The sequence below is a fragment of the Candidatus Flexifilum breve genome, assembly GCF_016713355.1.
Genome location: NZ_JADJPI010000035.1, coordinates 1,748,927 through 1,770,411, shown reverse-complemented (window position 1 = coordinate 1,770,411; position 21,485 = coordinate 1,748,927). Strand labels below are relative to the sequence as shown.

At 55.0% G+C, this 21,485-nt stretch carries 20 protein-coding genes and 1 pseudogene; 7 read left to right on the top strand and 14 right to left on the bottom strand.

From position 1 onward, the window contains the following. Positions 1-62: 62 nt before the first annotated feature. From IPK17_RS30465 to IPK17_RS30445, 5 genes are all read right to left on the bottom strand, one after another. On the bottom strand, positions 63-1,085 hold the full coding sequence (locus IPK17_RS30465) for an ABC transporter permease (RefSeq protein WP_343421468.1): 1,023 nt from the start codon (positions 1,083-1,085) through the stop codon (positions 63-65). Between the two features lie 55 nt (positions 1,086-1,140). Continuing rightward, entirely contained in the window at positions 1,141-2,457 is a 1,317-nt protein-coding gene (locus tag IPK17_RS30460; RefSeq protein WP_343421467.1) for a DUF455 family protein, read from the bottom strand. 37 nt (positions 2,458-2,494) lie between these two features. Further along, a complete protein-coding gene (locus IPK17_RS30455) occupies positions 2,495-3,292 on the bottom strand; it encodes a GntR family transcriptional regulator (RefSeq protein WP_343421466.1) in 798 nt (265 codons plus the stop codon). Between the two features lie 105 nt (positions 3,293-3,397). Beyond that, positions 3,398-4,288: a betaine--homocysteine S-methyltransferase gene (gene bmt / locus IPK17_RS30450; RefSeq protein ID WP_343421465.1), complete on the bottom strand. Its 891-nt coding sequence runs from the start codon at positions 4,286-4,288 to the stop codon at positions 3,398-3,400. A 456-nt stretch (positions 4,289-4,744) separates the two neighbouring features. Then, positions 4,745-5,014, bottom strand: a complete 270-nt coding sequence (locus tag IPK17_RS30445; protein ID WP_343421464.1) for a hypothetical protein — start codon at positions 5,012-5,014, stop codon at positions 4,745-4,747. Positions 5,015-5,456: 442 nt separating this feature from the next. Here IPK17_RS30445 and IPK17_RS30440 point away from each other — a divergent pair, with 442 nt between their 5' ends. From IPK17_RS30440 to IPK17_RS30415, 6 genes and pseudogenes are all read left to right on the top strand, one after another. After that, a complete protein-coding gene (locus tag IPK17_RS30440; protein ID WP_343421463.1) occupies positions 5,457-8,633 on the top strand; it encodes a PAS domain S-box protein in 3,177 nt (1,058 codons plus the stop codon). 12 nt (positions 8,634-8,645) lie between these two features. Continuing rightward, positions 8,646-9,107, top strand: a complete 462-nt coding sequence (locus IPK17_RS30435) for a response regulator (RefSeq protein WP_343421462.1) — start codon at positions 8,646-8,648, stop codon at positions 9,105-9,107. A 5-nt stretch (positions 9,108-9,112) separates the two neighbouring features. Then, on the top strand, positions 9,113-11,344 hold the full coding sequence (locus tag IPK17_RS30430; protein WP_343421461.1) for a PAS domain-containing protein: 2,232 nt from the start codon (positions 9,113-9,115) through the stop codon (positions 11,342-11,344). A 1,189-nt stretch (positions 11,345-12,533) separates the two neighbouring features. Further along, positions 12,534-12,770 (top strand): annotated as a pseudogene (locus tag IPK17_RS30425) (hypothetical protein); the annotation flags it as partial. A gap of 253 nt (positions 12,771-13,023) precedes the next feature. Then, a complete protein-coding gene (locus tag IPK17_RS30420) occupies positions 13,024-13,188 on the top strand; it encodes a hypothetical protein (RefSeq protein WP_343421459.1) in 165 nt (54 codons plus the stop codon). Between the two features lie 173 nt (positions 13,189-13,361). After that, a complete protein-coding gene (locus IPK17_RS30415; RefSeq protein ID WP_343421458.1) occupies positions 13,362-14,663 on the top strand; it encodes a PAS domain-containing sensor histidine kinase in 1,302 nt (433 codons plus the stop codon). Here IPK17_RS30415 and IPK17_RS30410 read toward each other — a convergent pair. Next, positions 14,654-17,008: a CheR family methyltransferase gene (locus tag IPK17_RS30410; RefSeq protein WP_343421457.1), complete on the bottom strand. Its 2,355-nt coding sequence runs from the start codon at positions 17,006-17,008 to the stop codon at positions 14,654-14,656. The genes IPK17_RS30415 and IPK17_RS30410 overlap by 10 nt on opposite strands. Beyond that, positions 16,954-17,574: a chemotaxis protein CheB gene (locus IPK17_RS30405; RefSeq protein WP_343421456.1), complete on the bottom strand. Its 621-nt coding sequence runs from the start codon at positions 17,572-17,574 to the stop codon at positions 16,954-16,956. Before IPK17_RS30405 ends, IPK17_RS30410 begins: the two co-directional genes overlap by 55 nt. A gap of 208 nt (positions 17,575-17,782) precedes the next feature. Here IPK17_RS30405 and IPK17_RS30400 point away from each other — a divergent pair, with 208 nt between their 5' ends. Next, positions 17,783-17,989 (top strand): hypothetical protein, encoded by a 207-nt coding sequence (locus IPK17_RS30400; RefSeq protein WP_343421455.1) that lies wholly within the window; start codon positions 17,783-17,785, stop codon positions 17,987-17,989. Positions 17,990-17,994: 5 nt separating this feature from the next. On the opposite strand, the gene IPK17_RS30395 is transcribed toward IPK17_RS30400, so the two are convergent. The 7 genes from IPK17_RS30395 to IPK17_RS30365 form a co-directional block, all read right to left on the bottom strand. Next, on the bottom strand, positions 17,995-18,225 hold the full coding sequence (locus IPK17_RS30395; protein WP_343421454.1) for a hypothetical protein: 231 nt from the start codon (positions 18,223-18,225) through the stop codon (positions 17,995-17,997). A gap of 38 nt (positions 18,226-18,263) precedes the next feature. Next, positions 18,264-18,446, bottom strand: coding sequence for a hypothetical protein (locus IPK17_RS30390; RefSeq protein ID WP_343421453.1), 183 nt, complete (start codon positions 18,444-18,446; stop codon positions 18,264-18,266). A 94-nt stretch (positions 18,447-18,540) separates the two neighbouring features. Next, complete coding sequence (locus tag IPK17_RS30385) at positions 18,541-19,149, bottom strand: hypothetical protein (protein ID WP_343421452.1); 609 nt, start codon at positions 19,147-19,149, stop codon at positions 18,541-18,543. Between the two features lie 408 nt (positions 19,150-19,557). Then, positions 19,558-19,866: an RNA recognition motif domain-containing protein gene (locus tag IPK17_RS30380; RefSeq protein ID WP_343421451.1), complete on the bottom strand. Its 309-nt coding sequence runs from the start codon at positions 19,864-19,866 to the stop codon at positions 19,558-19,560. Positions 19,867-20,174: 308 nt separating this feature from the next. Beyond that, positions 20,175-20,453 carry a hypothetical protein gene (locus tag IPK17_RS30375; RefSeq protein WP_343421450.1) on the bottom strand — a complete coding sequence of 93 codons (279 nt, stop codon included), beginning with the start codon at positions 20,451-20,453 and terminating at the stop codon, positions 20,175-20,177. Positions 20,454-20,480: 27 nt separating this feature from the next. Then, complete coding sequence (locus IPK17_RS30370) at positions 20,481-20,855, bottom strand: hypothetical protein (protein ID WP_343421449.1); 375 nt, start codon at positions 20,853-20,855, stop codon at positions 20,481-20,483. A gap of 87 nt (positions 20,856-20,942) precedes the next feature. Further along, positions 20,943-21,266: a hypothetical protein gene (locus IPK17_RS30365; protein WP_343421448.1), complete on the bottom strand. Its 324-nt coding sequence runs from the start codon at positions 21,264-21,266 to the stop codon at positions 20,943-20,945. Positions 21,267-21,485 lie beyond the last annotated feature (219 nt).

Below are 21,485 nucleotides of genomic sequence, written 5' to 3'. Positions count from 1 at the left end.
GCGCAAATCAAACGGAAGGTGTCCAGAGTTTCCGTAGAACTGCCAAAGGGTGGCAAAGTTATTTATGCCGCGCGGCGGGTGGCGGTCCATTTATCGATGGCCACCGCGATGATGATCACCAGGCCGATGATGAGTTCCTGCGCGAACGGCGAAATGCCCAGCAGCACCAACCCGTTGCGCAGCACGCCGATGATCAACACGCCCAGGATGGTGCCGGGGATGGTGCCCTCACCGCCGGAGAGCGACGCGCCACCGACGATGGTGGCTGCGATCACATCCAGTTCCAACCCCAAGCCCGTACGACCGGCTTGGCCGCTGGGCAAGAACGCCATACTCAAGATGCCGGCCAGCCCGGCGAGGGTCCCCATAATGATGAACGACCACACCTTGACGCTGAAGACGCGGATACCTGAGACGCGCGCGGCTTTTTGCCCGCCGCCCACCGCGTAGACGCGGAAGCCGAAGGTCGTCAGCGAGAGCACGATAGCGCCGAGAATCGCGATGATGATGAAGAACACGAGCTGCATGGGGATTTGACCGAACAGGTAGCCCTGTCCGATGAACTCGAACTGCTCGAGCACATCCGGCAGGACGCCCTGACGGATATTGACGGTCACCGGCTGCCCATCGGTGATGAGCAGAGCGGCACCGCGAACAATGCTCAGCATGCCTAAGGTGGTGATGAACGAAGGAAGTTTGCCGTAGGTGGACAGCACGCCGTTGAGCACGCCAATCCCGACGCCGATCAGTAAGCCAACTGCAATGGCGGGGAGCATCGTCCACTGCTGAATGAGCAGCATCCCCGTCACCAGCCCAGCGAGGGCGTAAGTCGACCCGACGGAGAGATCAACCTCGCCGGAGATCAAGACGAAGGTCATGCCGACCGCCATAATGCCGATCAGTGACACCTGTCGCCCGATATTGAGCAGGTTACGCGTGCTCAGAAAAGCTTCTGATGTGAGCGCTAAAAATACGCACATCAGGATTAAAGCGATGAAAACGCCAGCTTCGCGGGCAGCAAACAGGTTGCGAAGACGCCACCCGGTGTGTGGAGCAGGCGTACTACGAGAATTTGAAGCTTCCATAACAGATTTATTCCTTATTTGTTGAGCGTTTGGCCGAGGATGAGCCCCGGCTTGCTCACACCAACGTCAAACGGTGGTTCGCTTTGGCAACCATCGCCTCTGTCACAGCATAGATCGCTTGTCTGTCCGTTTCGACAGCTTCCGCAACGACCTGCTCGACCAGCTGATCGCAGCGGTTATGCAGTGTTTCCCGATCAGGCAGCGACGGGAATTTTTCGCGCAGGGCGGCCAACCACTTGCTGCCGTAATGCGCGTGGATCGTCTCATCCGCCCAGTCGAATTCCATGTCGTGCTGACTCACATCGTCGTGATAACTGGCGAAGGCCGCCGCCCGGTCGTGCTTCTTGCCAATATTCTTGGTTTCAAAGTAATGCAGCATCCCCAGACGGATAATCGGATCTTGCCCGCGGGCTGCATCATAAATATAGGTGCCGAGCGGCAGTTCCTCGGGCTGAAAACCCCAGCCGATGAGGCGAGCATAACCCATTTGCGTGTGCCGCGCTTCGTCGTACGTCCACCGCGCTGCATCGACCACGAATTCCCAATCGAGCGCATCGGCGAAGAAATAGAGAATCGCGCCCCCGGTTTCCACCGCCCAGACTTCATTCAGGTGGCTGACCGCACTGCGCAATTGGAGCATCATGCCGTCGCCATACGGGAAACTGCTGTCGATGACGTTGGGCCAGTAGTAGCGCACCTGCGCGAACCGGGCATCGCGCGCGGGGATTTCGGCAAATTGAAACGACTTCCGCAGCGGTGTCACCATGTCATGTTCCACGGCGCGCGGTGCATCCAACCCCAACCCGACGGCGTCCAATTGGCGGCGCAGGGCGTTGACCCAGGCATGAGCTTCGTCGATTTCGGCTGGTGCGGCATGCTGCAGGAACGCTGAGGCAAACTGCTCAAGCTGCTGGATCTGGCGCTGCTTATCGGCAACAGCCGTGCGTAGAAAGTGCACCGTTGGACCATCCGCGATGGTGTCCGCCATACCGAGATAGGCTTGATAAGCAGTGAGGAGGGCGGGCTTGTACACACGCGCCAAAGCGAGCAGGAAAGCCGCCCCGCTGGGGGCATCTTTGGCGGCTTCGAACAGGCTGACCACGGGAGCATCGTCGGCAATTTCGAGCAGGCGGCTGGGGTAACGCAGCTCAAACACGCGGGTCCGCAGGGCGTCGGCAACCAGCGCATCTTCCCAGAACATCCGCGGAAGTTCGATTTTGATTTCGAGCGGGGCTAACCCGGCAATCCAGCCAGCTTGAGCAATAATCAAAGCGCGTTCACAAAAGAAAAATCGTTTTAGTATTTGCGCTGTATCCATCCGCATGTAGCGGCCGCGCTCATGGTTGCCGGGCAAAAATTCCGTTTGCTGCATGTGTCAGTTCCTTTTTCATAATGCCAAAACTACGGGGCTAAACCCGTATCTCCGATTGCACCAGATCGGGCACACCATTGAGCAAGTTAAGTGATTCGCCGCGCAGTACGTTTGCTGACAGCCGGAAACTATCGCCCCGAATCCAGATGTCGGAGGCTTCGATGGGCACATCGTTGTTCGAATACGTGATCTGTTTGGCGTACATCACCGGGCTGCCAACGCTGATGTTCAGCGCCGCGGCCACTTGCGCATCTGCCGTGCAAGCTTCAAAGTAGCGCTGAGCCCATGCGATCTTGAGGCCGTAATCATGTTCCATCACGTCGAACAGGCGGCGTGTAGAGAAATCTTTCTGCTCAATTTGTGGGAAGTTGGCGGTCGGCACGTAGTTCGCGAAGTAAATAATGGGTTTGTTTTCGACGTGCCGCACACGCTGGAGCCACAAAATCGGCGCGTCCAAGTCAAGGTGGAAGAGTGCGGCGAGATCCTCGTCGGCGGGGATGACCTGCTGCTGGAGGGTCGTGGTGGTGTAGGCGATGTTCTGCTGAATGAGGGCTTCAGAAAAGGTCATCAGGCTTTCCGCCAGCGGCTGCTCGACCTTTTTGTGCGTGACGAAGGTCCCTTTGCCGTGGATGCGGATGAGCAGACCTTCTTCCATCAGCGACTTGATGGCATTACGCAAGGTGCCCCGATTAACGTTGAGCGCTTGGGCAAGATCATCTTCCGCTTGAAGCTGATAGTGTTCGCCCCACGTCCCATTGAGAATATTGCCGCGCATCCAGTCCTTGATCTGCTGATAGATTGGAATTGGACTATATCGATCAATTTGAGGCAGCATAGAGGCACCACACATCTCTATATGTCTGTATACATCGTTGTACATTTGAGAGTAGCGCCGATCTTCCCGAATGTCAAGAAGATCGGCGCCGCGGCAGCGGGAGCCTTATGGGGTGTTAAGCGCCTGGACGATGGCGCGAATGTGCTGCGGATTACTCCCGCAGCAGGTGCCGATGATGCGCGCGCCAAGATCGCGCACGCGGAGCGCATATTCGGCCATCACTTCGGGTGTGGCGTCGTAGACGGGGCCTGCGTCCGTCATGCGCGGCAGGCCGGCGTTGGCTTTGGCTATCAGCACATCGCTCGGGTTTTTGGCGTGCATCTTCTGAATGACCGCTTCAATTTCGTCGGGACCGTTGCCGCAGTTGGCGCCCAAAGCGACTACCTGTAGGGTATCCAACGTTTGAACGGCCTTTTCAGGCGTGACGCCCATCATGGTGCGTCCCTTGGTATCGTAGGTCATCGTCGTGACGATGGGGAAGGTGGGGTCAACGCGCCGACAGCCTTCAGCCGCCGCGTTCACTTCTTCCAGAGCCGACATCGTTTCGATCCACAGCACGTCGACTCCGCCGGCGATCAGCGCCTGCGCCTGCTCGGCGAAAATGTCGACCGCCTCAGCATATTCAAGGTCGCCGTACGGCTCAAGCATGACTCCGGTTGGCCCGATCGACCCGGCGATAACGACCGGATGCGCGGCGGCATCGGCTTCGGCGCGGGCATTCCGCGCCCCGGCGAGGTTCAATTCGGCGGTGCGATCTTCCAGATGATGCCGCGCCAGACGGACGCGGTTGCAGCCAAAAGTATTTGTCAGCACAATCTGTGAGCCCGCCTCAATATAGGCGCGATGTACACTCCGCACTTTGTCTGCCTGCTCGACATTCCACAATTCAGGCGATTCGCCATTTTTTAGCCCAAGTGCAAAAAGCATGGTGCCCATAGCGCCGTCGGCGACGACCGTGCGGTTTGAATTTAGTAGTTCGGATAAGCTGGTTTGCATGATGTTCCTTGTTCGTGGTGAGCAGAACTACACTTTTCCCGAAGTATACCTTTTGTTACGCTTGGCGCTCGTCTCAGCGGGCACAGTAAATGGGCATCGTTGACAATTCAAAATGTGCTTTCGCACTCGCGTTTCGGTCGAAAAAGGGATTCACCCGCCCAAAATGCGGTCAACGGGGTGAAAAAACACAATATTCCCACCCAACAGCGCGTTGAGAGTGGGGTGTTTTTTGGTTTTAGTAGGTTAAACGACCTGCGGCACGGGGTAGTGCAGCAGGTCGCGAACCGACCAGAGGTAGTCGGTTAAACTGAGCGCCATCGCCGGAGAACATACACGAAAGCGCCGCTTCAAAGCGGGAACCTCGAGAGCCAACGATTCGTGCGCCCGGACGAAATGATAGCAGAGGCGAAACCACTCGCAGTGGAGCAGCAGATGCCGCTTCGTCTGGGCATATGATCACCTCCGTTGGGAGAGGGCAGCGACGGATTGACGAAAGGTGAGGTTGACGCGCTCGACGAACGTGGTTTGGATGAGAGGGCGGAGTCCGACTTGGCGTAAACGCGCAAACAGCAGCACAAACTCGACTTGTTTCGGGGCAGTTTTGAGATAGTAGAATGGGGTGTTGACTCGGCTGGTGAACACCTTGGCACCGACTTGACACTTGAAGCGTTGAATGCCGTTGTGTGAACCATAACCGACAAGCGCGTGAAGCTGGTTGTCGGTCATGCCGCAATACAGGCATTCAGGGTTGGGGCAGGCAAATCCATGCGTCGGCAGTATCTTTTTGCGTCCGCGACGACTCTTACATTCGCTGTAGGGGCGAATGTCGGTTTTGGAACGCAGGACTTGCAGCCTCAATCCGGCTTGGCAGTGAGGACAGTCGTGTGGAAACTGGGGTTTCCAGCGCCGTGGGTGGTGCTGATCTATCCCCTCATGAACTAGCCCAAGCAGAATGAGAACTGTCTATGGCAGGTAGCCGAGCTTGCTGTGCGAGCGGCGGTGACTGCACGCCTGCCGCCACTCTTCAGTCACGATCTGTGCCTTCTGCCCGGCGACTAAAATCTAGCGCTCTCTCCCCAGACGGACGTAAGTTTGCCGCGTAAATCGGGCGTATAATGAGAATAGGACGTAGCGATGATCGATCGATTTACGGCAGATGGGTACTCTCATGGATGAAAACTCAGCAAACGACGCAGGAGCGAGTGATCACTCTTACGCTTTGCCGCAGTTTCCACCTGACAAAGGACGGGCATCGCTGGCGCTGCTGGCCAGCGAAAAACGCTACGAACTGCTCGTGGAAGCCATGAACGATGGACTAGTGTCCATCGATGCCAACCTCAAGGTTAACTACGCCAACCACCGCTTCACGGAATTGCTCGGCTACTCGATGGAAGAACTGATTGGCAGAACGCTCCATGCGTTTATGGACACGGCCAGTCAGCCGATCTATGACGCCCAACTTGTTCTACGCCGACAGGGCAAACAAAGTCTCTACCAAATCGATTGGTTGCGGCGCGATGGCACGCCGATCACGACTCTTGTCTCAGGCACGCCCTTCCTCGATGAACAGGGGACGTTTCTGGGGAGCTTTGCGGTCGTCACTGACCTCACGCTGCGCAAACAAGCGGAGGAAGAACGCCTCGCTCATCTCCGCTTCTTCGAACGCATGGATCAGGTGAACCGCGCGATTCAGGGGACGAACGATCTGGATCAGATGCTGCGGGATGTACTGGATACATTGCTGACAATCTTTGAGTGTGATCGCGCGTCATTCGTTTACCCCTGTGATCCGGACGCCCGCTTATGGCGTGTGCCGATGGAGCGCACTCGTCCAGAATACCCCGGCTTGCTCCCGATCGGGGTAGACCTCCCGCTTGATCCCGTGGGCGCACACGTCTACCGCCTCCTGCGCGCTTCCCCTGACCCTGTGCTGTTCGGTCCCGGCGCCACGCATCCGGTTCCTTTTGAGATGGCAGCGGCCTTTCACGTCCAATCGTTCATCGGAATGGCGTTTTACCCGAAGGTTGGGAAGGCGTGGTCTTTTGTGCTGCACCAGTGTTCGTATGGGCGAGTGTGGAACGCAGAAGAGATCCGGTTGTTCAAAGAAATCAGCCGGCGCTTGGCCGATGCCCTTTCGACAATCCTGAGCTATCAGCGCTTGCAGGCAAGCGAAGATCGCTACCGTAACCTCTTCAATGTGATGGATGAGGGCGTTGCCATCAATGAGATTATTCGGGATGCTCAGGGGCAGGTCATCGACTACCAGATTCTTGATGTGAACCCGGCCTTTACCCGTCACTCCGTTTACAGTCGGGAGCAGGTGATCGGCCAACGCGCGACCAACATCTACCACATGCAGCCCGAATTTATTCAGCAGTGGTGGGAACAGCATCGCGGAAGCGAAACTGTCGTACATACCGACATGTACTATGAGCCAACCAAGCGCTGGTTTCATATCATGACGACGCCACCCTATGGCGATCGATTTGCCACGTTTTCGGTCGACATCAGCGCCAACAAGCGGCTCGAAAATACGCTGCGCGAACGCGAGCAGCATTCGCAGTCGCTGCTGCGGCTCTCACGTGGTCTCGAATTTGTCGAGACTTATCTCGATGTACTGAATCTGGCGCTGGAGGAAGTCAGAACCGTCCTCGGTTACCAAAACTTATGGGCGTATCTGATGGATGATGATCGCCATTACGCTCGATTGTTAGCGGTCGGCGGCCATATCAGGCATGTGCTGCTCGCCACTGAAGAAGTCGTCACCTTGAAAGTTGATGGCGATCCGATGATGGAGGAGATCGTCAATTCAAGGTCGATCGTCATCGTGGAAGATGCTCGGACAGATCCGCGCACACGTAAAGAGCTCGTAGCCATGCTGAACAACCGGACGATCATCAATGTGCCCATCATCACGTTCGATTATCACATGGGGGCGATCGGTACCGGAACATTCGGCGACGAAGGGGTACGTGTACCCACGCCTACCGAACAGGAATATTTGATAGCGATGGCGAGTAATATCGCCTCGGCTTTTCATCGGCTTAACCTCCTCACGAAACGCCGCGAAGCGGAAGAAGTGCTCCAACGTTATAACGAGCGTTTATCCACGCTCCACGATATTGACCATCATATTCTGGGTGCCTCATCACCTGAGGCTATTGCCCGGGCGGTTCTGACGCGGTTGGAAAGACTTATACCCTGCGAATGGCTCAGTATCGTACTCTACAACCGGGAACTCACCGAAGAACGAGCAATTGCCTGGCAGCAGGCTTCCGAACTGCAAATTCATGTTGGTGACAGCCAACCCGTCGTCCCCAATGACGTTCTTGAACGGTTGAAAGCAGGGTTGTCGGTGGTCACACCGGATTTAGCCACGCAGCACGGTCCCAAAGCGCAGCTTGCTGAAGATCTGGAGACCCAACATGTGCATTCAGCGATGGCGAACCCGATGCTTGTACAAGGTCGGTTGATCGGGGTACTGGCGCTGGCCTCCACGAAGGTCAACTTCTTCACGCTCGAACATCAACAGATTGCGGAAGAAATCGCGGATCAGATTGCAATCGCGCTGCATCAGGCCGAACTGTATGACCAGATCGCCCAGCACAATCTCGAACTGGAACAGCGTGTGCGCGACCGCACGGCTGAACTTGAACATGTGAACCGCGAATTGGAAATGTTCAGTTATTCGGTCTCTCACGATCTGCGCGCGCCGCTGCGGGCTGTTCAGGGATTCGCAGAGATTATTGCGCGCCGCCACCGCAGCGGCTTGAACGAAGAAGGTCAGCGGTACTTTGACTATATTGTGGACGCGGGCGGCCAGATGAATCAACTCATCACTGACCTGCTGGACTACTCGCGCCTCGGTCGTCAGCATGTGCGCTTCGGAACCATCCCGTTACGCAAACTGCTGCTAGATGTGATCGAGATGCTGCGGCCTCAGGTTACTAAATATGGGGCGCAAATCGAGCTGGCAGAGACTTTGCCTGAGGTCCGCGGAGACAAAACGCTGCTCATGCAGATTTTCGCGAATCTGCTGGAGAACGGCATGATTTATCAGCGGCCCGGCGTGGCGCCTGTGCTGCGCGTTGATTGCACGATCGAACCCGAGGCCGTTGTGGTCCGCGTGGCGGACAATGGTCTGGGCATCGATCCGGAGTTTCACGACAAGATCTTCAATGTGTTTCAGCGTCTGCACAGCGCGGAACACTATCCCGGAACGGGCATCGGCCTCGCAATTGTGCGGCGCTCGGTCGAACTGCTGAATGGCAGCATCTGGCTGGAGTCCACCATCGGCGTCGGTAGTCAGTTCTACGTCAAATTACCGCGTCCAACAGGCTTATAAGGAACAATTATCGTGGTCTCACGGATCAACGGCTTAGGGCATATCTTACTGGTGGAAGACAACCCAATGGATATCGCTCTCACGCTTGATGCCTTCAGCGAAGCCGCTTTGAAAAACAGTATCCATGTGGCGAATACCGGTCAGGAAGCCCTCGATTATTTGTTTGGCACGGGCAAGTTTAGCGATCGCGAGCAGTATCCTCTGCCCGATCTCATTTTGCTGGATTTGAAGCTGCCGGGCATTGATGGTCATGAAGTGCTGCGCCGGATCAAACTGACTCCTGGGCTCAAACGTCTGCCGATCGTAGTGCTGACTTCATCCCAAAAAGACACCGACTTAATCCAAAGCTATAATAACGGCGCCAACAGCTACTTGATTAAGCCCGTCTCAACCACAGATTTTCTGGCCGTCGTTCACCAAATTGACCAGTACTGGTTAACGCTGAATATTGGCCCGCCCATGGGAGACGATTGACAACTATGAGCACCTCGATACGTGTCTTGCACGTTGATGATAGCGCTCTGGATCGCGAGTTGATCCGGGACGCGCTGGAACACGACAGTGCGGACTTCACCGTGATTACGGCCTCCGCCCGTCAGGAGTTCGAACATCAGCTCGCCCGCGGTGAATTCGACGTGGTCGTGACGGACTTCAATATTTTGGGTTTTGAAGGCGTACAGGTCATAGACGCAGTGCATGCGCACTACCCGCATTTGCCTGTAATTGTGGTCACGGGCACCGGGTCGGAGGAAGTGGCGGTCGAAGCCATGAAACGCGGGGCGGCAGACTACGTCATCAAATCCCCGCGTCACATTCGCCGCTTGGCCACAACGATTCAGTCGGCGTGTGAGCGTAAGCGCCTGCTCGCGGCGCGCTTGCAGGCAGAAAGCAACTTGCGGCGGAGCGAGGAGCGACTGAGTGCTTTCGCTAAAGCGCTGCCAGATCTTGCGTTCATTCTGGATGAAGATGGACGTTTGATTCAACTCCTGAACGACCCGCAGATGGTTATTCTCCCGGAACACCAATTAGGTCGGCCCATCGACGAGGTCTTTCCGTCCCCTGCTGCCGATCTGATCATGGACGCAATTCGCCAGACGGTGGCAACTGGATATACGCAGCAAGTGGAGTATCAACTGGAAGTGGCGCAGGCCACCAAGTGGTATGACGGGCGCACCGCGCTCATGGGCAGGGCGGATGGCGGCAAGCAGCTCATCGTCTACATCGCGCGGGATATCACTGATCGGAAAGAAGCGGAGTTCCGTCTGCGGCGGGAACGCAACCTCCTGCGTACGCTGATCGATAATGTTCCTGACTACATCTTCGTGAAAGATCGTTCGGATCGCTTCATCGCCAGTAATCTCGCTCATGCAGCTGTCGCGCGGAGTGTTCCCGCTGACCTCATTGGCAGGGAGGCTCGCGATGTGTTCGATTCCGATTTTGTCGAGAGTTTCCACGCCGACGATGCCGTCGTGATGGCGTCCGGTACGGCAATCATCAGCGAAGAACGTGTTATGCACGATCAAACTGGCGCGCATTGGACGCTGACGACCAAAGTCCCTTTTCGTAGTGACGAGGGCGAGGTCATCGGCTTAGTTGGCATTGCGCGGGATATTACCGCGCGGAAACAGGCCATCGAAGCTCTGCGAGCGAGCGAAGAACATCTGCAAATGGTCATCAAGAGCAATCCGGTCATTTTGTTCGAAGTGGATCCGCAGGGGGTTCTAAAATTCCTTCAGGGACGAGGCAGCCAGATTGTCGGTCAGGATATGCCAGCGCTGGTTGGCCTTTCGATTGTGGACGCTTTCGAACCGCTGATCCCTGATATTCGTGGGTATTTCCAGCGGGCGTTGAGCGGTGAGGAAACTGGTACCGTGCTGAACATCGCAAATCGCATTCTGGATATTCGCTATTCCACCTTGCAGAACAAGACCGGGGAAAACAACGGCATCATCGGCGTTGTCACTGATATCACGGAACGCATTCGGGCGGATCGATTGCAGATCGAGTTAGAAAAAGAACAAGAGATCATCCACCTGAAAGAACAGCTGATTTCGACGATTTCCCATGACTTCCGCACCCCGCTGTCGATCATCAAAATGAACGTCACCATGCTCGAAACGTATGCGGAACGGTTTTCCGCCGAGCAGCGCGCCATACGGATTCAGCAGATTTATCGCCAGATCCAGCGGATGGTCGCGCTCCTAGACGATGTCCTCACGCTGAGTAAAGCGAACGCGGGTAAATTGGTTTGTAAACCAGAACCTGTAGCCCTGAAGCAGCTATGCATGGAAATCTGGGATAACTTCCAGCACATGGCGGGAAAAACGCATGTTATCGATTTTGTCTACAACGCCGACTCGAACGAAGTTATGCTCGACCAGCACCTCGTGCATGACATCCTCGTCAATTTGCTGTCGAATGCGGTGAAATATTCGCAAGTGAACGGACATGTACATTTTGAAGTGGCGCGGAATGGGAACGATATCGAGTTCCGCATTGCCGATAATGGGATCGGCATCCCAGAGGCGGAACAAGTAAAGCTCTTTGAGCCTTTCCACCGGGCAAGTAATACCGGTCGCATCGAGGGCACCGGGTTGGGTTTATCAATTGTCAAAAGCTATGTCGATGCGCATCACGGCCAGATCGAGTTCACAAGCAAAGAAGGCGAAGGCACGTGCTTCACGGTGACTATCCCCTGCACAGGTCGTTAACATTCAGTGAGGCACCGGAATGAGCTGCAATAATCTTCTGGCCGATTGCCAGCCCAGTCACATGCATCCTTCCTCGTTAGAGGGCGCGTTGTCAGTCCGGTAGAAGCGTTCAAAGCTATGCGGTAGGTCATCGGCGGAGATGCCGACGTCTGAACCGCGCACTTCCAGCGCGACTCGTCTGGGAGATGTGATGCCACAGTGCTTAAGCAGCCAGTGAACGACAGAAGGTAATGAGAATCGTGTGTGCTCGTTTCCCGTTAGGGTCAAAGTTGTACTTCTGCTTTAAGCGACGCGGTGCAGCACATCCTGTCCATGCTGTACCGTAATCCGCCCATCTCAAACAAACTCGGAGACGAAATCATCCGCGAAAGACACGCGGCGGGTGAGATTTTATCCGATCTAGCTTGTGACTTTGGTGTATCGCCGCAAAGAGTGTAGCAGATTGTGAAAAACGCTTAAGAGTGTAACCCCGCTTGGTATGGGAGCTTGAGCGGGGTTATAGTTTGATTCTTAGGCGTTCAATACCATGTCTAAAGTAAGTTCTCGAAACAAATCCACGAACGGATGTAGGGGCGCACCTGTGTGTGCGCCCGAAACCGGGCAGACACATAGGTCTGCCCCTACATCGGGAATTTCGAGAACCTACTTAAGCCAGTGTCCGAAATACGACAAACCAGGCCAAGGTAGGCTAATCGCTACGTAGATAGAGTTTTTTGGGGGGACAGCGGACGCAATGAATCGCGTCCCTACGAGACAAGCGTAGTTGTGTAGGGATGCGATTTATCGCGTCCGCGAACTCCCAAGACCGACAGGTAACCCGGTTTCACGGCATTCTCCGCACTTACTGGCTTGCCTTGCCCTTTGGCTGACAAACGGTCATGGGCTTAGATCGCATAAGCCCATAATTCGCATAAGTCTGTTGAGTAGTGGTGCAGATAATGCAAGCTTGTCTCGCTCTTGTAAGAGCAACATAAGAAGCGGTCTGAAAATTCCTGTTCGGTAGAATAGATATCACTGTATATCGTCAAACCAAGTGGGACATGAGTGGGTCGAAAAGAAGAGACACTTTTGCCTAAGTCTACACCAATACTAAGCGGTGGAACGAGTTATTAGGTACGCCGAGCAGATCACCGGTCTGGGGCAGGGTGGCAAGCTCAACACAGCGCTCGATGAATAGTGGACGCTCGACACGGCCAACATCAACGCCGAAGTGAAGAAAGTGTTTAAGCGTCCTGTTCCGGTGGGCGAACGCGGTGACTGGGAAAGCTATGTACGCGATCAACCGACCAAACACGCTCATCGCACCGCGCAGATCGTCAACGTCGAAACGGCGCTCAATGGCGTGGTGTATCCGGCGTTCGACCTCACGCCCGAAGAAATCGCGCTGATCGAAACCTCGACGAAATACCCTTACGGCGCGGTATAGCTTTTGCAGTCGATTGTGGCTGACTCCCGACGCGAGGCTGGCGGCGGTGTCTGAAATCCCCCGTATACCCACCCGCCTGAACGCTGCTCGCCTGAAATTGGGTGTAGAATCAATAACATCATCTCTCATTATAGGAGATGCGAACAAGAGCGGCGACCATGGCAGAATACAGCCTGAACGACAAACAGCGACAACTGCTGCGGGCGCTCGTTCCGGGATTGAAGCAGGTTAAGATCGAGTTAGAGTGGCAGGTATGCATGGCGCACGCTTCACCGCCATTTTCGGCAACGGGAAAATTAACCTGCGCCTGTTAGGCTGGCATCAGGCGAATCACCGCGACTTCGATCAGTTGGTCGACCAAGGATTCCTTCAGGTGACCCACCATAACCCCAAGGGCAGCCGGTGCGTTACCACCTGAATCATGAGGCGATCATTCAAGTGGTCGAGACTGGGTTTCTGCTTCCCAGCCCACTTGCAGACTAATCGGCATCAGATCACCGCGGCGGTCGCGCAGCGCAGGCTGTGACAGCTTGGGCAGCGCGAATCATCTGGCTCAGCTTAATGGCCCTAGGCCTTCGAAGGCAAAAGCGCATGGACAGCAAGCAGCAAAAACTGGATCAGTTACGCACACGGGCTGAAAATGTCCTCACGCAGCTGCGGATGACGCCGTCCACTGCCGGACTATCGATTGATGAACTCGTTCATGAGCTGACGGTCTATCAGGTGGAGCTGGAGATTCAACTTGAAGACCTGCAGCACGCGTATCAGGCTGCCGAAAAAGCTCAGGAACGCTATACCCATCTCTTTGACTTTGCCCCTGTCGGCTACATCGTGACCAATGCCGAAGGGCTCACCCTCAAAGGCAACCTGACCGCCGCCAGCATGATCGGGGTTGACCGAACTTTGTTGGAAAAACAACCGTTCGCCGACTTCATTGTGGGCGTTTTTCAAGATATTTATCATCTGCATCGGCGCTCAGTGCTGCGTACCCAACAGACGCAAACCTGTGAAGTCCAGATTCAACGGGTGGACGGCACCATTTTCCACGCCCAACTGTGCACAGATGTTCCGGCAACGGCTGACGATTCAGAAGCGCTTCGAACCGCAATCACCAATATTTCCGCGATCAAACAGGCCGAAGAAGCCGTCCGGAGAGCGCTCGGTCATGAAAAGGAAATGAACGACATGCGTACCCGTGTGCTTTCGATCATCGCGCATGAGTTCCGCACGCCCTTAGCCGCGATTCTGGCTTCTGCCGAAACGCTCGAACGGTACGGGGATCGCCTGTCCAGCGACAAGAAAGCGGCGCGCTTTCACACCATCCGCAATTTCGTCTGGTATCTCAACGACACCGTTCAGAATGCAGTGATTGTTCAGCAAGGCGAGGAACAGCTTCACGTCAAGCCCGAGACCTTCGATGTCATCGCCTTCGTTCGTCAGGTCGTCAACGACATGGGCGCATTAGGGAAACCTGACCAGCAGATCGCGTTAGAGGTCACGTCTGACGGGGAACAGGCGCTGGTCACCTGGGACACGAGTTTGATGCGCAGCAGCTTGATGAACGTGTTAAGCAATGCGCTCAAGTACTCCCAAGGCTCGACTCTCTGTCGCTTAGAATGCGAAGAAACGGTCATTCGGTTACAGGTGCAAGATCACGGGATTGGCATATCCGCTGACGATCAACCGTACGTCTTTGATGCTTTCTTTCGGGGCCAGAATACACAGTACACTTCCGGTATGGGGATTGGTTTGTATATTGTTCAACGGGCGGTGCAGGCCCACGGAGGCAGTATTCGCTGTACGTCGCAGCTCGGGCAAGGCACCCTGATCACGATTGAACTGCCACGCCATGCGGAGCATGGATCTGGCCAGACTGGAAGCACTCAGGTTTGATGGCTGTCCAGATCTGTGACATCGGTGATGATGAGCAAGATCCGATCAATCTCTTCAATTTGCCGAGCATTCAGACGCATGGTGCGCTGACCAATCCTCGGAAAGTCGTGCTGGACCACATAATCATGGACAGTGCTCTGCTGCGGGAGAATGTCGCTGAGTAAGTGGCGGAGATCCGGAATATCCCACTGCCCATTCCCGAGTTCAAACAGCAGGCGTCCAACGGTATCTTCGGGTTGAACCTGAAACTGCCGGAAAAATGCCGGGTTGGCCGCAATCACGCGGAATTCCTGATCGAGTTCAAGCAGACTGTTTTCGATGGTATCCACCACTTTACGGACATACTGGTAGGCGAGTTCCGCTTGATCCCGCGCCTGCTTTTGGGCTGTGACTTCGGAAAAAGTGAGAACTAACCCGTCGACGATGTTATTGGTCGTGCGGTACGGACGAATTTCGATTTTATACCATTGACCACTGACCGTCTGGTCTTCTCGTTCGATATTGACGAGCGTATCCAAGACATTGGCGGCAACCGTTGTCAGGGTGTCACTTTTGAACTTCGACACGATCTCCGAGAGGGGACGTCCGACATCACTCTTGCGTAAGCTAAAGATGCGCGTGACCGCTTCGGTATATTCCCGAATCGCCAAACGTTGATCGAGAAAGATCACGCCGTTAGCGCTCGATTGCAGGAAGTTATACAAGGTGTTGTTGGCCTGCGTGAGCGCGTGATTCTGATTGGTGAGCTGCGTATTCAGGGTGTTCAGTTCTTCATTCATCGACTCCAGTTCTTCTTTCGAGGTGCGGAGTTCCTCGTTAGTCGTCTGAATCTCTTCATTGGCAGAACTGATTTCCTCTAGTGACGAGGTTAACTCCTCGCTCTTTGCCTGAAGCGCATGGGTCGCGTTCTGTAACGCTTGACGCGCTTGTTGGAGTTCCTCGCGCAGTCGCGTGACCGTCACGCCCTCTTCGCCCTCGCGACTCTCGGGCGGCGCAGACTCAAGGTTTCTGCCCGCTGGGCTGAACTCGAAAACAATTAACTGGAAGCGACCGCTGAGCGCCTCGTCTCGAATGGGTTTCACGATGACGTTAATGAGGCGTTCCCCGCCTGCGGATTTTACCGACACGCCCTGGCGGATGACCACCCGATCGCTTTCAAAGGCCTCATAGAGGGCAATGGTCAGCTCAACGTCCAGCCCCTCACGCGCCATGCTCAAGATACTGTGCTGGCCATCGCGCCCCGGAATGAGGCGTAAATAATGGTCAATGTCGCCATAGGTGTACCGCACGCGGTACCGCTCATCGACAATGGCACAGGTACTGTGGTAATGGTCAAGCAGCATTTCGTGGATAATTCTGAGTTCGTGGTCGTCGCTGCTGCGTTGTGACTTTCCTGGGGCGGTCATGGGTTCCTCTGATGTACTGGGCGCTTTCGTAAACAGCGGTTGATCCAAGCTGATCCACTGATAGGCGGCGCCCGGCGTCCGTTGATAGATTTTGTGTTTGCTATCAATGATTGTAAAGATATCGAGCGCTTCAGGCATGGCTTCGGATGAACCGAGAAACAAAATGCCTCCGGCGCGCAGCGCAAACTGGAAGAAGGCGCGAATTTTAGTTTGGAGGCGGGCCTGGAAATAAATCAGCACATTGCGACAGCTAATGAGATGCAGGCTGGAAAAGGGGGGATGTTCGATCAAATTGTGTTCGGCCCACACAAGCATGCGGGTGAGATGGGGGCGAACCTGATAGCCTTCCTCTATTTTAAGAAAGTGGTCTTTGAGTCGTGACATGCTGAGCTGTTCGCTGATCGTTGCCGGGTAGATACCACTACGCGCCCGTTGAATGAGTTCGCGATTGAGATCTGTGGCAAAGATCCGCACCTGCATATCCTGGATATTCAATTCGCGTAAACATTCGTGGATCACAATCGCAATCGACACCGCTTCTTCCCCGCTGGCACAGCCCGGCACCCAGACGCGGAACACGTCATCAATGGACATGGTTTTTAGGAGTGGGAGCAGCGCACTGGTTTTCAAAACTTCGAACGCCTCAGGATCACGAAAGAAACTGGTCACATTGATGAGGAGTCCTTTGACAAGCTGCTGCGCTTCACCGGCCTGGTGTTCCAACAAGGTGAGGTAAGCCGGTAGCGTCTCGACTTGCTGAAGCCCCATCCGGCGTATGATCTGACGACGCAGGGTGCTGACTTTATAGTCGCGGAAATCGTAGCCGGTTTGGCGTCTAAGCTGCCAGATCAGGCGCTGCAGATCCTCATCCGGGATGATCGCGGTCAGATTTTCAAATTGCAGAGGTTCCGGAAGATCAATGTCGAAATGAGTGAGCAAATACGGGGGCATGAGATCGGGGGGAACACGCCGTCGGCTAATCCGGCGTCAATGACATTGAACGGCATACTGCTTTGTCCGGCCGTGCCTAAATCCTGAGCAAGAACCAAGCCTTTTTCCTGCTTGATGGCACGAGCCCCTTCGGTGCCATCGTGACCGGCACCGGAGAGAATAATGGCAACTGCTCGTTCACCCCGATCCAACGCCAGCGATTGAAAGAAATGTGTAATCGTCGCGGGCCAACCTTCTCGGGTAGGAATCGGGCTCAAACTAAACCGATTGTTCCACAGTGTGACCTCAAAGTTGGGGGGAAGGACGTAGACATGATCCGGCAACACCTCCGCGTCATTGGTGATGACCTGCACCCGTAGACTGGTTTGACGCTGGATCAAGTCAGGCAGAATGCTTTCATGGTCGGGCATGAGGTGCTGGATAACGACAAAGGCCATACCGGTGTTGGGCGGTAACGCCGCGAAGAAGGTCTTCAGGGCTTCCAGTCCACCCGCGGATGCGCCCAATCCAATCACTGGGAATTTCGACCCGTCCGAGGCCGTATTGGTCGCCATGTTCTCCAGAATCCACCCCTTCCGATCGCGTCAGCCTCTGCTGCCCGCATGCATTTTGCCGCGATATTGGTGTTCAGTCGATAGTTCTTAAGGCAAAATCGCGCTTACTCCAGCCAAACAGAGTGTCGACCGTGTAAATCATGGGCTGAGCGCTGGGAAAGTTCATGTGGGGGTAACCGGGGTCGTCGTGCTTTAGGAAGTGCGCCAGATGCAGCAGGAACAGAATAACGACAGTGTCGGCTACACCACGATCAGTAAGACCGGTGCTCTCAAGAACGCGGCAGCCATGGCTGCCACGCTCCTCACCACCGGTGTATGCCTTCAAGCATGGGGAAGCTTTCCCCATGGCGCTGCCGGCGGACTACCACTGACGCAAATTGTAAACAGTTGTCGTCAATGCTACCAGTACCCATGATGGCGTTACTTGTCACCCGCGGCCTCGAAAACGGTGATCCCTGCCGGGGTGATGTGAACCTGCTGGTCAGCGGCCTTACCGATCCACTGGACGAGCGCTGGTTGGCGCTGAAGCAGCGCTGTAATGGTCGCAGGTAAGCCGATATATCGGAGCGGACTCGACGAGCGCTCACGATGCTGGTAGAGCAGTCGCAATGCGATCCATTCGGGATAGCTTAAGCGTTTGATAGTTTCCATTGATCGTTCCAACTTTCTCGATAGCTACACTATGAGGGTTATGTCCGCGCTTTGTCCTGCGCGAATTGGATTGCTAACCAACGGGTGAGAGGGGCGGCGATACGCTCCGCCATATCGGCATAACGCGCACGGTAATCGGCTTCAGACACGATCACCACCGCTTCACGAAATCGCCTGATCTCTTGATCGCTGTGGGCGCGAATCTCTGACCGCCCCGCCATCTCCGGCAAAATAACCAGAATGCCTTGCTGACGGGGGAGGCGGTAAACTGCCGCTTTTCCGATCAGTTTTTACACCTCATCGCAGCGCGCTCGACTAGGATTTCTCGGAAATGTCGGCGCGGTTGTCACCGTAGGCGCGTAGGGCCTGACCTTGCCCGCCGGTTGTACTCGTCGAAACGGTGGGCATCGTGGCTGGAACTGGCGAACGACGCTGCAGCGGGTTGGTCAGGCTGCGACCGGACGCCCGGAAGATATAGAATGCCGCCCCCAGCAGCACGACGACGGTGACGGCCAGAACCGTCGTGCTTTCCGATCCACTCATGGATTGAACCGTGGCCTCCAGCAAAACCGTCGATGTAGCGACAAGGTTGACGCCTGAGCCGTTCACGATCGTGAAGGTGCTCAGTCCCGTGGGCAGGGTAAAGTCAAGCAATTGGTTCACATTCCGTCCGCTTCCCTGCCGCGCTGACGAGCCTCGCAACGCTTCATCCTGACTTTGTACCGTAAAGATCCGCGTTCCGGTGCCGGTTAACTGGACAGGAAGCGCGGTGTCCGACGGGTTATTCACGGTAATCGTTCCCCGCCCAACAGCAAAATTCAGGTCAGTACCACTGTAAGAGCGTGGTCGGAGCGAGTCGACGGCCCATACGGCAACGATCACCATGAGCGCAGCGGCGATTAAGATTTTCCAGTTGATCTTCATGATCTTATAAACCCCTTCGGAGTGACGCCTTGAATAGGATGCATCGTCTGGGGGTGCGTTTGATGAGCAGGAGATGCCTGAGTCGCACTTAAGACGATAGCAGCGGCTCAACGGGCACCATCAAACTGAGGTAAAGCGCACAAGTTCGGATGAAACGAATGCGCTGATTGGAAAGATTGTCCTTAATCTTTAGTATAACTTGGTTCAAGGGCTCTGTAAAGCAAGTCGCGTTTGCCTCGAGGCTGCGCGCTGTGAAGATCGCTTCTGATCTCTTCACCGCTGCCGCCAAAATGCGGCTCGATTTCACATCGATAGTGTGGAGGCCGCTGCCATTGATGCGCTTCTGGGTCATCGATCGAGCCAGCGTAGCTGACTCGCGCTAGCTTCGCTCACCGCTGCCCGATTGAGTTAGTTCTGGCTCGCGGTTTCGGCTGGTGACGGTGGCAGGATTTTCTTGATGGAGGCTTTCTCACTGGCAACCAGAATGTGCACGGTCAGTGGGACTCCGTCGAGCACATAACCATTGAAGCGCGCCACAGCATCGCGCGCGTCGCCTTCGCTTTCCAGATTTATGAACGCGAAACCATTCGATTTACCGGTGTAGCGGTTCGTGGCGAGAAACGGATCGGTAACTTGTCCCACTTGAGAGAAGAGTTCAGCGATCTGCGCTTGGGTAACATGGAGGGCTAGATGACCAACATACAGCTTCACAGTCATAATATTCTCCCTGTGAATTAGTGATTCCGTTCGGTTTGGAGTGGACAAGGTGTCGTGACAAATGTGACTGTGCAGGGTGGAGAGCGCGCAGAAATTGCCCGCCCTCAGATCGACCAGTCGCACGCATCCCGTTCAACGCGGTGCTATCAGCTTGCTGAGCTATAGCATAGGTGGAGGCGAACCGGTGTTTATCGGCCCAGTGACCCGAAAACCCCAAACGCGAGTGAGGTTATCTGGGGCTTTCTGAGAGCCTAGCGCCGACGAGCAACACAGGATGGCGTCCATGGTTGGTGAAGATCAACGGCGTTCTATGGATGGGCGGTGCTTAGTTGATCTTCAGGCAGTCTGTGCGCGGTTTGATCCATCACGGCATTCCTCAAGACGAAGACGACATAGTCTTTGTGCTCTGGCGAAGATACTCTGGAGGAGTTGCGAAACGTTCGTACGCCTTCGGCGACGCCCGCGCGATTGCCGGACAGTGCTTGCAGAATTTCCCAGCCCTCGGCCAGATACCTATCCAACTGCTGCTCGAATTCCTCGATGCTGGATATATTCATTGGGTCAAAGACTAACACGCGAACTGCCATGATTGAGTCGCTTCCTACACTGGTGTGTTAACGAACATCTTTTCGATTTGACGAATTGCGTAACCGCTTCTGGTTTTCTGCCTGATGGCTAACTGGCGCACTTGTCCTACTGCCTGTCAGCGGGGTTCCATTTGTGTTTTTCCATCTACGGAGCTTATCAGGATTGCCCTGTGATAATTCGCCTAGCTCAGGGCGAGGAGCTGTCGATTTGTTCGGGGTGAAGGCAACAGCGAAAATCGAGTCTTCGATGGGATCAACGGGTATGATCGGAGCGATGATCGGCTCTGACAACGGTTTCTCCGCTTCGTTGGTGCGCGTCACCGGTTTGGGAAGTACGGCTTCCCGCACTTTTCGTTGGTTGCTTTTTTCTCGACGGTGCCGGAATCTCGATGTCTTGGACATGTTGTTGGACCTTTTCTTCAAACTAAACTGCGAATGGGGAAGCGACGGATTTCCTGAACATCTCGTTGGTTCGATGGACTGCTGCTCTCAGCGCCACAGGGGCGGCAGCGGGTGACTTTTGACTTTAGGAACAATCGGTGCCGCGCTATACACTTTGGCGTGTGAGGGTATGGTGTGCTGCGAAGCGATTTCCGTATACCGGGATGGTGCGTTAGCAATGATATAGAAAAGCGCCGTCATCTTGATGACTGCTGCGACGAGGAGGGTGATACTCAGGGCGTTGGCGTTTAGCATCAGGTTGAGTGACGAGTCACTCCCCGTCAAGGTGGTTGAACGAATTACAGCGATCGTCGATAGACTGACAATCACAAGGATCGCAGCGGCGATCAGTCTTCTCCATTTGGTATTCATGGATGCGTATAACCTCAAGTCAGTTACGACTGATTAAGTGGTCGAAAGCGTCTGGGGCTCTGTTTGATGAGCAGGAGATGCCTGAAGCTTGCGTAGACTATCGCTAGACTTCAACGGGCATCATCAAACTTAAAGTGAAGTGGACAACAAGAGATGGTTCGCTGGTTTTGGGGAAGTTCCAAATGTAAATACTAGTATAACAGAGTGCGGGTGGATTGT